General features: G+C 42.2%; 13 protein-coding genes. 1 reads left to right on the top strand and 12 read right to left on the bottom strand.

All coding sequences use genetic code 11. From position 1 onward, the window contains the following. Positions 1 to 86: 86 nt before the first annotated feature. Genes glyS through glyQ form a run of 3 tightly spaced genes read right to left on the bottom strand, consistent with a single transcriptional unit; the run spans position 87 to position 3,933 of the window. Positions 87 to 2,159: a glycine--tRNA ligase subunit beta gene (gene glyS, locus ABF487_RS03885; RefSeq protein ID WP_415634526.1), complete on the bottom strand. Its 2,073-nt coding sequence runs from the start codon at positions 2,157 to 2,159 to the stop codon at positions 87 to 89. A 3-nt stretch (positions 2,160 to 2,162) separates the two neighbouring features. Continuing rightward, positions 2,163 to 2,972, bottom strand: a complete 810-nt coding sequence (locus tag ABF487_RS03880) for a hypothetical protein (RefSeq protein WP_415625288.1) — start codon at positions 2,970 to 2,972, stop codon at positions 2,163 to 2,165. Further along, positions 2,959 to 3,933 (bottom strand): glycine--tRNA ligase subunit alpha, encoded by a 975-nt coding sequence (gene glyQ / locus ABF487_RS03875; protein WP_415634525.1) that lies wholly within the window; start codon positions 3,931 to 3,933, stop codon positions 2,959 to 2,961. Before glyQ ends, ABF487_RS03880 begins: the two co-directional genes overlap by 14 nt. A 427-nt stretch (positions 3,934 to 4,360) precedes the next feature. On the opposite strand from glyQ, the gene pepI reads away from it, so the two are divergent. After that, entirely contained in the window at positions 4,361 to 5,239 is an 879-nt protein-coding gene (pepI, locus tag ABF487_RS03870; RefSeq protein ID WP_415634524.1) for a proline iminopeptidase, read from the top strand. Positions 5,240 to 5,327: 88 nt separating this feature from the next. Here the strand turns inward: pepI and ABF487_RS03865 are convergent, their stop codons facing one another. The 9 genes from ABF487_RS03865 to ABF487_RS03825 all read right to left on the bottom strand — a co-directional run bounded on the left by ABF487_RS03865 (position 5,328) and on the right by ABF487_RS03825 (position 15,164). Next, positions 5,328 to 6,488, bottom strand: a complete 1,161-nt coding sequence (locus ABF487_RS03865; protein WP_415634523.1) for an ArgE/DapE family deacylase — start codon at positions 6,486 to 6,488, stop codon at positions 5,328 to 5,330. A gap of 37 nt (positions 6,489 to 6,525) precedes the next feature. Beyond that, positions 6,526 to 7,296: a DNA repair protein RecO gene (gene recO / locus ABF487_RS03860; protein WP_415633057.1), complete on the bottom strand. Its 771-nt coding sequence runs from the start codon at positions 7,294 to 7,296 to the stop codon at positions 6,526 to 6,528. Continuing rightward, on the bottom strand, positions 7,296 to 8,225 hold the full coding sequence (gene era, locus ABF487_RS03855; protein WP_415625283.1) for a GTPase Era: 930 nt from the start codon (positions 8,223 to 8,225) through the stop codon (positions 7,296 to 7,298). The genes recO and era overlap by 1 nt, the downstream gene beginning before the upstream one ends. Further along, on the bottom strand, positions 8,226 to 8,663 hold the full coding sequence (locus ABF487_RS03850) for a diacylglycerol kinase family protein (RefSeq protein ID WP_263778860.1): 438 nt from the start codon (positions 8,661 to 8,663) through the stop codon (positions 8,226 to 8,228). Then, positions 8,647 to 9,108 carry an rRNA maturation RNase YbeY gene (gene ybeY, locus ABF487_RS03845; protein ID WP_415625282.1) on the bottom strand — a complete coding sequence of 154 codons (462 nt, stop codon included), beginning with the start codon at positions 9,106 to 9,108 and terminating at the stop codon, positions 8,647 to 8,649. The genes ABF487_RS03850 and ybeY overlap by 17 nt, the downstream gene beginning before the upstream one ends. Continuing rightward, positions 9,101 to 10,087, bottom strand: a complete 987-nt coding sequence (locus ABF487_RS03840) for a PhoH family protein (RefSeq protein ID WP_263778858.1) — start codon at positions 10,085 to 10,087, stop codon at positions 9,101 to 9,103. The genes ybeY and ABF487_RS03840 overlap by 8 nt, the downstream gene beginning before the upstream one ends. After that, positions 10,084 to 10,533 (bottom strand): GatB/YqeY domain-containing protein, encoded by a 450-nt coding sequence (locus ABF487_RS03835; protein WP_263778857.1) that lies wholly within the window; start codon positions 10,531 to 10,533, stop codon positions 10,084 to 10,086. Before ABF487_RS03835 ends, ABF487_RS03840 begins: the two co-directional genes overlap by 4 nt. A gap of 55 nt (positions 10,534 to 10,588) precedes the next feature. Further along, positions 10,589 to 10,783 (bottom strand): 30S ribosomal protein S21, encoded by a 195-nt coding sequence (gene rpsU, locus ABF487_RS03830; RefSeq protein WP_002817109.1) that lies wholly within the window; start codon positions 10,781 to 10,783, stop codon positions 10,589 to 10,591. A gap of 67 nt (positions 10,784 to 10,850) precedes the next feature. Continuing rightward, the gene (locus ABF487_RS03825; protein ID WP_263778836.1) at positions 10,851 to 15,164 is read right to left on the bottom strand and encodes a PolC-type DNA polymerase III; all 4,314 of its coding nucleotides are present in this window, start codon (positions 15,162 to 15,164) and stop codon (positions 10,851 to 10,853) included.

The following is a 15,164-nucleotide window of genomic DNA, read 5'->3' as shown; positions in this document are numbered from 1 at the left end:
CAAAAACGCGCTACCACGGGCGCTCAGCAGCTTATTTAAGTGAAAATACCAGATTATGTAAACTCAAAATGATCTGGCTGACAACCTTATTTCGTGACAATTTTTCTAAAATCACCAAAAGTGGAGATCTGCTCATTTAATAAATGGATCTGCGCAAGTCGGTTCTTTTTAATCTGCGGGTCCTTGTCCAAAATCATATTACTGTCAAAATAATCGTTGATCGGGTCTTTCAAAGAAGCAAAGTAATTATAAACAGCTTGATCATCTAATTGCGAAATTTGATCAGCGAAATATGCTTGGCTGGCAGAATATAAGGCCTTCTCCGAGTCATTAACAAACAAGTCCGGATCGACTTTTTCTTGACTAGGATTCTTTTCTGCCAAACTCTGTACACGCGCTAAAGCTTCGACGACTGCTTTGAAATTCGTATCGTCGGCGTGGCTAGCCAAAAAACTAATCCGTCTTAAAATCAATTCCACGTCACCTTGTTCGATCTTACTGGTTGCAGCATCTAGCAAATCATAACGGCTGCCATCGGAAAGCTGGCGAATTCGGTCAACAATAAAAGCGTTAAGCTGTCCATTAATTCGGGTTAAATTCTGATCTTGTATTTCCGCAAAAGCTCCCTGTTTAGCAAGGACTAAGCCGCTTAAATCCGTGAGAAGTTCTTTCAAAGAAAAACGCCACTTTTGATCGGCGATAATCCGAACTAAGCCTAAAGCTGCTCGCCGCAAGCCATAGGGGTCGTTGGAGCCAGAGGGAATCAAGCCGCAAGCAAAAAAGGAAAAGAGACTGTCTAACTTATCAGATAGTGCCAATAAAGCACCCACTCGGCTTTGTGGCAGGCTGCCTTCAGAAGAGCTCGGTAAATATTGTTCAGAAAGTGCTTGTGAAACAACGGCATTCTCACCGAAGAGTCCAGCGTAAATTCCCGCCATTGTTCCCTGAAGTTCGGAAAATTCGCCTACCATTGCGGTAGTGAGATCAAATTTATAGATTTGACTAGCTCGCTGCAAGTCTTGCGTCTCTGACTCGGAAAAACCCATTTTGTCAGCCAACAAGGCTGCAATTTTGGAAACACGCGCCATATGCTGGACGACAATGCCGATTTTTGCGTGAAAAATCAAATGGTTCGCCTTCGCCATGAAGAAATCAATTGAATGTTTCTGATCCTCTTGGAAGAAAAACTTTGCATCCTCCAAACGGGCGATTAACACCTTCTCATTACCAGAAATGACGTTATCCAAGTGGTCGCCATTGCCATTTCTGACAGAAATAAAGTGCGGCAGCAGCTGACCTTGCTCATCTGTTAAATAGAAGAAACGCTGATTGTCACGCATACTGGTGATCAAAACTATATCTGGCAGCGAGAGGTATTTTTCAGAAAAACTACCCGCAAAAGCTGTTGGATATTCAACAATATTATTGACTTCCTCCAGCAAATCTTGATCAATGTGCAAATGCCAGCCATGCTGATCAGCCAATTCATGGATCTGTTTTCTAATCGTTTCTTTTCGGGTTTGGGCATTGGCAATCACAAAAGCGTCGGCTAAATCCTTTTCATAATCATCAGCTTGTGCAATTATCACCTCACCAGTATTTAGGAAACGGTGACCGCGTGTCACACGTCCAGCCTGCACATCCAGAACCGTGAATGGAACAACGGCCTTATCTAGCAACGACACAAGCCAACGAATGGGACGCACATATTCCAATTTATAGTCAGCCCAGCGCATATAAGTCGAGAACTTCATTTGTTCAACAACTTCAGTCGCGATACTCTTCAGGATTTCAGACGCAGCAACGCCGTCTATGTGCTTTGTGAGATAGACATAGCCATCCCGCTCCGTGAAATCATCAGGCGACATTTTCTGGCCGCGAGCAAAGCCTTGTGCCGCTTTGGTCCAAGCGCCATCAGAATCTTTAGCGACCTTCAAGGAAGGGCCGCGATGTTCTTCATCTGTTGAATCAGAAAAATCAGCTAAATTTCTAACCAAAATAGCTAATCGTCTCGGTGTAGAAAAAGCCTGCACGCGATCATAGTGCAACAGATGTTTTTTAAGAAAATCCTCGCTGCGGGAAACGAGCTGATCTTCGGCACTTGTAACAAGATGAGCCGGTATTTCTTCCAGACCAATTTCTAATAAATAATCAGCCATTGTTTATTCTTCCTCCTTAAGCTGCACAATTTGACCCATCTGGGCACGGATTGGCGCGTCAATCACAATGCCATTAGCCGCGATATGGTCATCTAAATAAAAATCACCTATTTTTTCTGATTGAAGCAAGTCATTTTTTGTTAAGGCAAAAACGGTAATGTCGGGATCATAAAAATGTTTGGCAAAGGGTTCTTGCGACCACTCTTTTAATTTAGCCAAATCAGTGAAAACCGGAATCCAATTGCTCTCATCTGCACCATTGTGCAAAGTGAGGTATGAATGGTGCTCCTGCTCCTGTTCTTCAAAAAGATGCCCAGGAACAATAAAACTTAAACGATTGATCGCGTTTTCCGTCAAAGCCGTACCGTCATTAATGCCAAGCTGCTTTAAAATGGCGTCGTTGTGGAGACTTTTTTCCAATAAGTCCGCCCTTGGCAGGATAGACGTTTCGTAATCCTCTGCTGTTAGACTGTAATCAATCAGCGTGTGATCAAAAATGATACCGTTCAAACCTTCGTTTTTGACAATCTGAATTGCCTGATCAAGCATTAATTCTTTAGTAAGCGGGAAATTCAGGTTAAAATCATCCTTTAAAACGCGTTTGGCAAGCTGCTCACTTGTAAAAAGCAGCAAATAACTTCTTCCAGCAGCCGTTTTATATCGAAAATTAACTTCCAAAAAGAAATGGCCGAACAGCAAGGCAGCTAATAGATCTTGTTTAGTAAACCAATCCTGTTTGGACGGATGATCAACATTATGCCTGATAAGCGCAGCTAATTGTTCAGCACTGAAACGACTCTCATTTTCCACCATGGTGCTGCTCCTGACTGGCTCTTTTGGCTAACTTTTTTGTATAAATACCCTTTTTACCGATGTACTTTTCTCTCAAATCCTGATCTTTTAACAGTGGAAAAGACAGCTTGGCCCGTGCCAAAATAAATTCATTGGCAACACTGTGGGCCATGCTGCGGATTCGGTGCAGGTAACTGGCCCTTTCGGTAACGGAAATAGCCCCTCTGGCATCAAGCAGATTAAACGTATGACTGCACTTTAAAATATAGTCATAAGCCGGATGAACTAGTCCCAAGTCCAACAGGCGTTTAGCCTCTTTTTCGAATTGATCAAAATTGGTCAGCAGCATTTTTTCATCAGACTGTTCAAAGGAATAAACTGAATGTTCATATTCTGGTTCTTTAAAAATATCGCCATACAAAACACCGTTTCCCCATTCCAAATCATAAACAGATGGGACGTCCTGAATGTATGAGACCAGCCTTTCCAGACCATAAGTAATTTCAGCTGTCACTGAATCCACGGGAATTGACCCGACCTGCTGAAAATAGGTAAATTGACTGACTTCTTGGCCATCGAGCCAGACTTCCCAACCAATTCCTGCAGCACCCATGGACGGGTTTTCCCAGTTATCCTCAACAAAACGAATATCATGCTCCAAAGGATTGATCGTTAATTTTTCCAGGCTTTGTAAATAAAGCTCTTGGATATTTTCCGGAGAAGGTTTCATCACGACTTGAAATTGGTGATGCTGAAATAAGCGATTAGGATTTTGGCCATACCGGCCATCAGCAGGACGTCTCGAAGGCTGCACATAAGCGGCGTGCCAAGGCTCCGGCCCGTTTGCCCTTAAAAATGTATAGGGGCTTTGTGTCCCTGCACCAACTTCATTATCATAAGCCTGCATGAGGTTTGCGCCTTGACTTGCCCAATATCCTTGAAGTGTGAGAATTACATCCTGCATTGATAATTTTTTTGTCATTAACGATTACTCCTCGTTCAATTATGATGCCAGCGGCTGACTTTGAAAACAAAAAAAATCCCGACAGCACATTGATGCTGCCAGGACGCTTGCACGCGGTTCCACCTGACTTCCGCCAAAAATGACGACACTTTACTTCCAAACACACTCAACAATCGCCACAATGCCTCAACACATGTTTGAATACAAACAAATAATACTATTTTCAAAAAATTAAAACAATGGTGAATAGCAGCCTAATAAGCCCTACAGCCAATTTATTGACATCGTTTTTATGAATGTAGTAGGCAGCTAAGTCTGCAACATTTCCCGTTTGAACCTTGATGGCGAAAAACAAGATTATCCCGTGTTCTAGTCTTGGCTTGACGCGCTTGGAAGCGTAGAGTCAAACATGAAACGACATTTTGATCAAGGGAGGATCGATTTCATGAAAATTGAAGAAGGCTACATGCCCTTTCACGGATTCAAGACTTACTACCGCATAGTCGGCGAAACCAACGGCAAGGCACCCTTGCTGCTGATTCACGGCGGCCCCGGGTCCTCGCATAACTATTTCGAACTGCTGGACGACTACGCTGAAACTAGTGACCGGCAACTGATCATGTACGACCAAGTCGGCTGCGGCAAGTCTTCATTGCCGGAGGATGAATCCGTCTATGTCAAAGAGACATGGGTCCAAGAACTGATTGCCCTGCGCAAATACCTGCATCTAGATGAATTACATATGCTGGGGCAATCCTGGGGCGGGATGCTGGAAATGCTCTACCTCGCTCAGTACGACCAGACTGGCGTCAAGAGTGTCATGATTGATGGCTCGCCAGCTTCTATCAAACTTTGGACGCAAGAACAACATAGATTAATTTCCTACTTGAGCTACGAAGACCGCCAAGCGATTGCCCAAGCCGAACGGACTGGTAACTTTTCTGGGCCAAAATATCTGGCTGCCAACGAACGTTACATGGAACGTTATTGTTGGGATGACCCGGATGAAAATTCACCGGAACCGCTCCGCCGAAAAACTAACGGGAAACGTGCCAGCCTGATTGCTGAAGGTCCCAACGAATTTACGGAAAACGGCACTATCAGCGACTATGATGTGACCGATGACTTGCATAAAATTCACGTACCAGTACTAGTCACAAATGGAACAGATGATTTGTGCACGCCACTGATTGCTAAGTCTGTTTACGACCATATTCCCGGAGCGAAGTGGCATTTGTTCGCAAACAGCCGTCACTTAGCATTATTGGATCAGCACGATGAATTTATTTCTGTGCTGGATAATTGGTTAAAAGCAAACGATTAGAGATTATTGAAAACCCACGATCTGCAATGAACGGATTGTGGGCTTTTTGATTCTTTAAGGGTCGTTGTTTCATGATTTATTTAGTGTTTTATTGCAAATAATCTATAGCGATTTTTTCATATATGGCAGCCGCCTGGAGATAAACTTTCAAATCCAAATGCTCATCAACAGCATGGGCACAATCATCGGATTCCGGACCGAAAATCAAAATTGGGAATTTGGCATTTCCCTTGATGTATTCAGAGGCTTCATTAGCACCCGAACCAGCTACCAAACTCCCAGGAAAACCGCTGATTTCCTGAATCACTTTTTGAGCTAAACGTGTAAAATCACTTACCTTCTGAACCGGCAAAGGCAGTTCCGGAAAAACAATTTCTAATTTCAGCTTTGCAGCTGAAGTCTGATTCAACTGGTCGATAATTTTGTCTAGTGACTGAATAATCTCATCATTGCTGACTTCAGGAATTGTCCGCATATTGCCGCCTAGAACAGCAGAATCAGGAATCTGGTTCAACTGTTTGCCACCTTCGATCGTTGTAAAGGCATTTGTAAATGAACCTAAAATCTCATTTTTTTGTGTCAAACTCTTAAAGTATGTATCGAATCGATCCATTACTTGGCGTAAAGCGTTAATGGCATTGATGCCATTTTCAGGTCTGGAAGAATGAGCGCTTTTTCCAGTGGCAAAGACACGATAATCGATCACGCCCTTGTTTGTGTAGCCGATCTGAAATTCCTTACGCGGTTCACCGAGAATTAAAGCCGTCACATCATCTAAGGCACCGCTTTGCGTGACTTGTTTGGCACCAATTTCGCTAGTCTCCTCACCAACTGTCCCGATTAATTTAAGGCTGCCGCTAAAATTCGATCCGGCTGTGACAATCGCTAAAGCAGCAGATGTCAATGCCGACAATCCACCTTTCATATCATCGGCACCACGGCCATACAAGATATTCTCCTGAATTTCAGCCTTAAATGGGTCATGTGTCCAAGTCGACAAATCACCAGCCGAGACCGTATCCTCGTGGCCGGAAAATGCCAGTACCTTGTTGCCGGGTTTTTTACCTTTAATCGTCAAAACCAATGACTTTCTGCCTGTATCAGCCTGGATAAAATGACTTTGGACATTATCATAGCCTGAAAATAAGTCGCTAATGTAGGAAGCCACAGCTGCTTCGTTTCTGTTATCCGTTTTGAACTGAACAATTTTTTGAAAAATCTCAATTTTTTTTGAATCTGCTAAAACCATATAATAATTCCCTTCATTTTCAGATTATTGTATCAGTTCAGTCATTATTTGTGCGTTTAATCTCTAAGCCGTTCATTTGTTCGATAAAACTGCGAGCCCGTGTTTTCAAGCCGATTTGACGATCATAAATTAAATTAATCACACGCTGCAGGCTACGCTTAATCTTGTCCGAAACTTTGATTGAATGGATTTTTTCAAGGTCCAAACGAGAAAACAGCCTTAGATAGTAAATAGCAGCTGGATCGGCATGCAAACGATGCTCATCCATAGCAAAATGCTGTTTGGCCAATATGCCATTATATTTTTCTGAGAAGTCGAATTCGCCTTGTCGAGTATGATCAATTGGGTCATCAACCAGATTGGGTTGAACGCCAAAAACAGTCAACAATTGAATTTCAAAAATATTAGCCATGATTTGAGGATCCAAACCTGAATTAATCTTTTCAAGACCGGCGACGAGCATTTGGTACCAATGATCAATTGGATCGTGCTCCTCAAAAGCAGCCGTCAGCAGTTCGGCAATATGGCTGGCATAGGCGTTTAAAAGAATATCTAATGAAATCTGTTGGTACAAACCGGCTTGATCAATCGAGTTTAAGTAACCAAGACCCTTATTTTTGGGTAATCTGCCAAAAAAAACACCGTGCGCAAAAAGTTGAGTCACAATTTTCATTTGGCTCTTGGCTTTTTTGCTGCCGCGGCAGAGATAGGTATTGATACCGATCCCTGGACTGATGATTCTGATGAGCGAATCATTTTCCGAATAGTCGCGCACGCCAATAACGATGCCGGAAAATCTATCATCCATTAGTTGTCTTGTTTGGAATTATAGCCCAGTTCCTGTAGTGCTTGTGGCCGTTCGCGCCAACGGGGTTCGACTTTAACCCAAGTTTCCAGATAAACTTTATCACCAAGCAATAATTCGATATCTTTTCTAGCAAGTTGACCAATTCTTTTAATCATGCGTCCCTGCTTGCCGATAATAATATTCTTTTGCGAAGCACGTTCAACAATAATTGAAGCTTGAATGTGCAGTTTGGCATTTTCACCATCTTTTTTCATCGAATCAATCACAACCGCAATTGAATGAGGGACTTCTTGTTCTGTGAGCTGCAGAATTTTTTCTCGGATTAATTCTGAAACTAAAAACCTTTCCGGATGATCAGTGACTTGGTCTTTATCAAAATACTGTGGTCCGGGATTCAATTTGCTAATAATATTTTCAACCAAATCCGGAACCTGTTCGCCGGATAAAGCCGAAATAGGATAGACTTCTGACCAATCGATCGCATTAACGTTGTAGCTGTTAATCGTGTTAAACAGATCATTCTTATTCTTGATGAGGTCGATTTTATTGACCAATAAGTAAATCGGTGTGTTCTTAATTTGTTTTAAACGATTAATAATAAAGTCATCGCCAAGACCGCGTTTCTCAGACGCGTCTACCACAAACAAAACCGCATCAGCCTCGTTCAGCGCACCAAGACTTGCCTTCTCCATATACTGGTCTAGGCTGTTATGTGGCTTATGAATACCTGGTGTATCCAAAAATACAACTTGAGCACTGTCGGTTGTATAAATGCCGGCTATTTTATTGCGTGTCGTTTGTGCCTTGCTTGAAATAATGGCAATCTTTTGTCCAACGATATAATTTAGTAAAGTTGATTTGCCGACATTCGGTCTGCCGATAATTGCCACAAAGCCAGATTTAAAGTCTTTTTCCAAATTAGTCTCCATTTAATAATTAAATAAATTATGTATGCCAAGCCAATGCCAGAGATAAGGCTGCAAAATAATGGCCAAGATTGCAAATTCAATGATAACGGCAAACACAACACCAGCTGCTGCGACATCTTTGGCTAATTTTGCAAGATCATCATAACGGTCGCCTACAGTTAAATCAACAATTGCCTCAATGATTGTATTCAAAATTTCTGCAATGATCGCAAAAGAGACGGCAATCGTCACCCACAGCCAGTCTGAACGTGATAGATGAAACTGAATACCAATCCACAAAACAGCAAGTGCAATCACGATATGAATACGAAAATTCCGTTCCCGGCTCAGCATGATCCAGATCCCGTTAAATGCATTAAAAAGCGCAGCAAAAAAATTCTTGTTGCGTTGATATGTTTTTCTGTTTGGCCACAACGGTTTTTTATCTTGTAAGCCCATATTCCTCTAAAATCGCATCCTGTAAACCGAACATTTCGTCTTCTGCTGCCTGGCTTTTAGTATGATCATAACCTAAAAGATGTAAAAAACCATGTACCGCCAAATAAGCCAACTCTCGATTGTAACTGTGACCATATTCTTCTGATTGATGTTTAGCATGATCCAAACTTATGAAAAGATCGCCAAGTTCCTCGGGGACACCTTCGATGTGAATGCGGTCCGCCTCTTCTAGAGCAAAAGAGATCACATCTGTGGCGCGGTCGGTATCACGATATTGTTTATTAATTTTGTGAATTTCTTCATCGTTGACAAAGTTCACAGACATCTCATAATCGTGATCCAATTTCATAAAGACTGCTGCATGCTGCAAAACATCCTTCACGAGAGCCGCATCATCATTGTTCACTTCTTCTTGTTTGTCGTCTAGCACAACAACATCAAGCATCTTTTTTCTGTTCCCTTCTCTTTTCATCTCGCTCATAGGCATCAACAATTAATCCTACCAATGGGTGACGCACAACATCATCATGCGTAAATTCAACCATGCCGATTGATTTAACACCTTCTAAGATCCGACGAGCCTGAATCAGACCAGACTGTTTTGACCCCTTAGGCAAATCAATTTGTGAGATATCACCATTAATCAGCATACGCGAATTAAATCCGAGCCGCGTGAGGAACATTTTCATTTGTGCCGGCGTCGTATTTTGCGCCTCATCCAAAATAATAAAAGCATTGTCCAAGGTACGGCCACGCATATAGGCTAGGGGTGCTACTTCAACAATCCCCCTCTCTAATAAACGGCTGCTTTGTTCAGATCCGATGATAGCGTCCATAGCATCATAAATCGGGCGAAGATAGGGATCGACTTTTTCCTTTAAATCACCAGGCAAAAAGCCTAAGGATTCCCCCGCCTCAACAGCTGGACGCGTGATAATGATGCGGTCAACATCTCCTTTTTTCAAAGATGAAATTGCCATAACAACAGCTAGATAGGTCTTACCTGTTCCAGCCGGTCCGATGCCGAAAGTAATCTCATTCTTTTTAATCGATTGAATATACTGACGCTGTCCAATGTTTTTGACACGGACCGGACGATTTCTCGCATCGTTAATTAACGTATCCGAATAAAGCTCTGTGAAATACTCCAAAGTGCCCTTTTTCTGCATAGTGATAGCACTGGCAATATCTGATGGCCCGATCTGAATATGCCGTTTTATCAATTTGACCAAAACTAAAATCACGTCTTGTGCGGCTTGGACGTGTTCCTCTGGTCCCTTAACAATAATTGAATTGGCTCGCTGACTGATTTCGACATTAAAGCCCTCTTCTAAAATCGTGAGAAACTTGTCTTGATTGCCGACGATACTTTGCAGTTGTTCGGGACTTTCTAAAGGAAATTCGCGGTTAATTATCTGACTCATTGAGCTCCTAATTTTGTTTTCACGAGCGATGCAACTTTAGCACCGTCTGCGCGACCCTTAGTCTTAGTTGAAAGGGCGCCCATTACTTTACCCATATCTCGCAAACCAGTCGCATTCAGCTGTTGAATTGTTTGAGAAACAAGATTATCTAATTCTGCCTCAGTTAATTGTACAGGCATATACTTGGCCAGAACTTTAATTTCATTTTCAGTTTTTTCGACTAAATCCTGCCGTTTGCCCTTTTTAAAATCGGTAATTGAATCATTTCTAGACTTGACTTCACTTGCCAGAACGGCCAAAGTCTCGTCATCAGACAGGTCATGCCCTAATTCGATCTGTTTATTTGAAATTGCAGCCTTAGTCATTCGTAAAACGCTGAGCGTTTCCTTATCCTTGGCTTTCATGGCTGTAATGATGGCTGCTTGAATATCGCTTGTTAAACTCATTTCACTCCTAGTTATTAGTAATTATATTAAAAAAGGCCTTGCGGCCGTTTCCAAATTAATGATCGTTGCGAGCACGCTTACGAGCACGCTTTTGTGCGGCCTCGCTCTTTAACTTGCGAGCCACAGAAGGCTTGACATAAAACTCACGCTTGCGAACTTCCTGAAGGGTACCGTCTTTTGCGACACCGCGCTTGAAACGACGAAGTGCATCATCAAACGATTCATTATGACGAACAATAATACTTGCCATGTTATATCCCCCTCCTTTCGTGTCCGATTTACTTGCGTATGACCTAATAATTATGACATTTTTGAGCTTAAATGGCAAACAAATCCATTTGGTTGGCATCTGTCATGCCATCCAGCATATGATTCTGATCCATGAAATCAATCAAAGTCTTGTTAACAGAGCCGCGTTTAGCCAAATCTTCTTTAGAAATAAAGTCGTGTTCGGCTCTAGCTGCAACGATGGCTTTAGCCACGTTATCGCCCAGGCCAGGCAATGTGATAAATGGCAGAATAATTTGGTTTCCCTTGATTTTCCAATCAAAAGCTTCAGATTCGTAGAGATCAACCATTTTAAACTCGATGCCGCGCTGCCAGGCTTCATTGGCAATCTCATAAATGGCAAGTGTTTTCGATTCTTCTTTATTCAAATCATTGTAACGGCTGCGGTAGCTTTTCACGAGCGCTTGAACTTTGTTTTTCCCTTGCGTAATCCCGACAGCATCCAGCGTCTTATCTTTAGCGCGGACAGAGAAATAAGCTGCGTAATAAATAGCCGGGAAATAGACCTTAAAGTAAGCGATACGCAGCGCCGAGGTCACATAGGCTGCGGCATGTGCACGAGGAAACATGTATTGAATCTTCTGCATCGATTCGATATACCAGTTTGGTACTTTTGGATGTGCTTTTAAAATGGCCATGTGTTCATCGGAAATGCCCTTGCCTTTACGCACTTTTTCCATAATCTGAAAGGCATCAGACGAGTCGAGGCCAAAGGACATTAAATCAGTCATGATCTTATCACGGGTTCCGATAACAGTACCGATGTTGGCCTGCCCGGCTTTAATCAATTCATCAGCATTACCATTCCAAACGTTGGTTCCGTGAGACAATCCGGAAATCTGCAGTAGTTCACCAAAATTATGCGGTTTTGTCTGCTCAAGCATACCGCGAACAAAGTTGGTTCCAAATTCTGGAATACCCAAAGTGCCTGTGTTGGACATAATTTCCTCTGCAGTCACGCCAAGTGCTTTTGTCGATGTAAACAAAGATAGAACGCCTGAATCATTAACAGGAATCGTTTTTGGATCAATGCCGGACATATCCTGTAATGCTCGCAGTAAGGTTGGATCATCATGACCCAGAATATCCATTTTCAAAACATTATCATGAATGGAATGGTAATCCAGATGGGTCGTCTTCCAGTTAGACTTTGTGTCATCAGCTGGGAACTGAATTGGCGTGAAATCATAGACGTCATGATTAGCTGGAATAATGATAATACCACCGGCATGCTGGCCAGTTGTTCGTTTAACACCCGTAATACCGTCAGATAAGCGGTCTTCTTCAGCCTTACGGTAATGAATCTGCTCCGATTCCTCATAATTTTTCACCATGCCATAAGCTGTTTTTTCAGCAACGGTACCAATTGTCCCGGCACGAAAAACATTGTTTTCACCAAACATGACTTTTGTATAGTTATGTGCGATTGGCTGATAATCGCCAGAGAAATTCAAATCAATATCTGGGACTTTGTCGCCTTTAAAACCTAGGAAGGTCTCAAATGGAATATTCTGCCCATCGCCAATTAGGAGTGTCCCATCAATTGGATTGCGCTTTTCCGGCAAATCAAAACCTGATGAAATCGTATCATCATCAACGAACTCAGTATAATTACCATTTCTGGAACGATAATGCGGTGGTAGAGGATTGACTTCAGTAATACCCATCATCGTCGCAACCAGTGACGAGCCAACCGATCCACGCGAACCGACGATATAGCCATCTTTATTAGACTTATCGACCAAACGCTGACAAATGACATAAATAACCGCGTAACCGTTACCAATAATCGCGTTCAACTCACGATCCAGTCGTTTTTGGATAATATCCGGCAATGGATCGCCATACATTTCTTTGGCACGCGCAAAAGTCTTTTGTCTCAGAATTTCTTCTGACCCCTCAATTTTCGGTGTTGACAGCCCCTTTTTCAAAGGCTGAACATCATCGATACTATCGGCAATCTTGTGGCTATTCTCGACAACAATCTCATACGCCTTGTTTTCACCAAGAAAACTAAATTCATCTAACAGATGCTGCGTTTTTTTCATCGATAAATCGGCTAAGCGATAGCGTGTTTCACCGCCTGCTGATGACCGAGCAATTTTGGAATTCAGCAGAATTGTCCGATAAATGCGGTCTTTCTCGCCAACATAATGTACATCGCCGGTAACAACTAATGGCTTTTTCAACATATCAGCTAATTTGACATAATCACGAATAATTTGCCGTAGCGTCTCATCATCCTTAATAAATCCCGACTCAATCCGCGGCTGATAATTCTCCAAGGGTTGTACTTCGATATAATCAAAACCGATCCGGTCAGCTAGTTCACTAGCCTTGTCAAGTCCTTCACGCGCAAGCGTATCAAACAATTCTCCAGAAACATCACCTGACCCAACCAACAGTCCTTCATGATATTTTGTCAACAGGCTTTTAGGCACACGTGAGACACGATAATAGTAATTGACATTCGACTCGGAAACCAATTTATATAAATTTTTCAAGCCGGTCTGATTTTGAACAAGAATTGACAAATGAGTCGGCCGTGTTTGACGCCAGCTGTCATGATCATCTGTATGCTCGTTTAATTGTTCATCGTAGACGACATCGTACTTCTCTTCGGCTTCTTTTAAAAACAGGTGCAGCAGCATGCCAGTAGCCGTTGAATCGTCGATCGCACGATGATGGTGTTCCAAATTAACATTGAATTTTTTGGACAAGAAATCTAGGGTGTAGCGACCGAAATTTGGATACAGCCAACGAGCCAGATTCAAAGTATCCAAAACCAGGGCGTCAATTTTAGGCAGCTGATGTTGGGCTAAGGCGTGATTAACAAAGCCATAATCAAAACGGATAACATTGTGTCCAGCTAAGATGGTCCCTTTATAAAAATCCTGGAACAAGCGCAGTACTTCGGCCTCGGGTTTGCTGTCCTTAACAAGATCATCAGTAATTCCTGTCAGATTGATTGTTTGTTCAGATAAAGGAAAACCCGGGTTGATGAATTCGTCAAAAGTATCCAACACGGTACCGTGTTTCATTTTGACCGCAGATAACTGAATAATTTTATCTGAAACAGCCGACAAACCAGTTGTTTCAATATCGAAAATGGTATATTCCGAATCGTCTAATTTTTCATGCTGCGTATTAATTGCGATTGGTTCACCATCAGCAACAAAATTAGCTTCCAAACCATAAATTGCCTTAACACCAGTCTTGGCGCTGGCCGCAGCTGCTTCAGGAAAAGCTTGTACATCCGCATTGTCCGTAATAGCCAAAGCAGGTTGATGCCATTGTGCAGCCTGGTCAAATAATTGACTAGCTGAATTGACAGCGTTTAAAGCCGTCATTGTCGTATGGGCATGCAACTCAATACGATGCTCTTTTCCTTCTGGAATGGGGTCACTGTCGGCTTCTTTTTTAACAGTTTGTAAATCGTTAATATTCAAAGATAGCTCACCGCCCATAAAATCATCCACGGCAACACGACCACGAATTTTCACCCAGATCTGTGAAGGAATATTTTTCAATACTGCATTATCTTTTGCATTCCGCGAGAAGACTTTTGCTGAAATCGAATTCGTATAATCTGTCACTTCAATCGTTAAAATTGCGCCGCCGCGTCGCGTCTCACGATAATCCGATTTATAAACGTACCCTTCGACAACAACATTATCCCCGTCGGATACTTGATCGATGGGTGTCAATTTACTCGAATTTGGGATGGCATTGCCTAAAAGGACGTTCGTACTTATTTGCGGTGCCGCTGATTGTGCAACTGAGGCGGCCGATTCGTGTATTTCAGCGGCCTGAGATGTTTCGAACTGTTCTTGAATTTCAGCCTGCATTTCACTATCAACATTAAAAGTGAAAGGAAGATCTACACCTAATTTCTTATAGGTATCGATAATATCTGCATGCAAATTTCTAAAGTAGGATACGCCAGCTTGTGTCGTTAGCAGTGCTTCAATACCACTCCCAGTATCTGCAAAATTGATACCAGCTGAAATTTCGTTTGTGAAAGGCGTATTTTTATCCAAAATAGAAAGGACAAGATGCCAATATTCGCCCAACTGGGCCAAGCCAACTTTCTCCGCAACTTTGAATTGAAAAATACAATGTATATTTTCTTTCAGAAAAATATCCTTGGTATCGATAATCAGACGGCCTAAAACTGTGGGAAGCAGAAAATGGTCACAAGTAAAAATAAAAACCCACTGTCGTTCATCTGGATCAACTAAAACACTTTGAAGTGCTGCGCCATCTAATTTCTCAGATAGCTGATCTTCGCCATGTCCGATTTGTTTCAAAAGGATTTTTAATTTAGAGTCATTTTCATTCAT

Source organism: Oenococcus sp. (genome assembly GCF_047725585.1).
Classification (GTDB): domain Bacteria; phylum Bacillota; class Bacilli; order Lactobacillales; family Lactobacillaceae; genus Oenococcus; species Oenococcus kitaharae_A.
The sequence above is the reverse complement of the archived record's forward strand: the minus strand, read 5'-3'. Positions and strand labels throughout refer to the sequence as shown.

What these genes read in the sequence shown, in the direction of transcription:
- glyS (WP_415634526.1), bottom strand. Translation starts at nt 2,159, where the DNA reads ATGGCTGATTATTTATTAGAAATTGGTCTGGAAGAAATACCGGCTCAT.
- ABF487_RS03880 (WP_415625288.1), bottom strand. Translation starts at nt 2,972, where the DNA reads ATGGTGGAAAATGAGAGTCGTTTCAGTGCTGAACAATTAGCTGCGCTT.
- glyQ (WP_415634525.1), bottom strand. Translation starts at nt 3,933, where the DNA reads ATGACAAAAAAATTATCAATGCAGGATGTAATTCTCACACTTCAAGGA.
- pepI (WP_415634524.1), top strand. Translation starts at nt 4,361, where the DNA reads ATGAAAATTGAAGAAGGCTACATGCCCTTTCACGGATTCAAGACTTAC.
- ABF487_RS03865 (WP_415634523.1), bottom strand. Translation starts at nt 6,488, where the DNA reads ATGGTTTTAGCAGATTCAAAAAAAATTGAGATTTTTCAAAAAATTGTT.
- recO (WP_415633057.1), bottom strand. Translation starts at nt 7,296, where the DNA reads ATGGATGATAGATTTTCCGGCATCGTTATTGGCGTGCGCGACTATTCG.
- era (WP_415625283.1), bottom strand. Translation starts at nt 8,225, where the DNA reads ATGGAGACTAATTTGGAAAAAGACTTTAAATCTGGCTTTGTGGCAATT.
- ABF487_RS03850 (WP_263778860.1), bottom strand. Translation starts at nt 8,663, where the DNA reads ATGGGCTTACAAGATAAAAAACCGTTGTGGCCAAACAGAAAAACATAT.
- ybeY (WP_415625282.1), bottom strand. Translation starts at nt 9,108, where the DNA reads ATGCTTGATGTTGTTGTGCTAGACGACAAACAAGAAGAAGTGAACAAT.
- ABF487_RS03840 (WP_263778858.1), bottom strand. Translation starts at nt 10,087, where the DNA reads ATGAGTCAGATAATTAACCGCGAATTTCCTTTAGAAAGTCCCGAACAA.
- ABF487_RS03835 (WP_263778857.1), bottom strand. Translation starts at nt 10,533, where the DNA reads ATGAGTTTAACAAGCGATATTCAAGCAGCCATCATTACAGCCATGAAA.
- rpsU (WP_002817109.1), bottom strand. Translation starts at nt 10,783, where the DNA reads ATGGCAAGTATTATTGTTCGTCATAATGAATCGTTTGATGATGCACTT.
- ABF487_RS03825 (WP_263778836.1), bottom strand. Translation starts at nt 15,164, where the DNA reads ATGAATGAAAATGACTCTAAATTAAAAATCCTTTTGAAACAAATCGGA.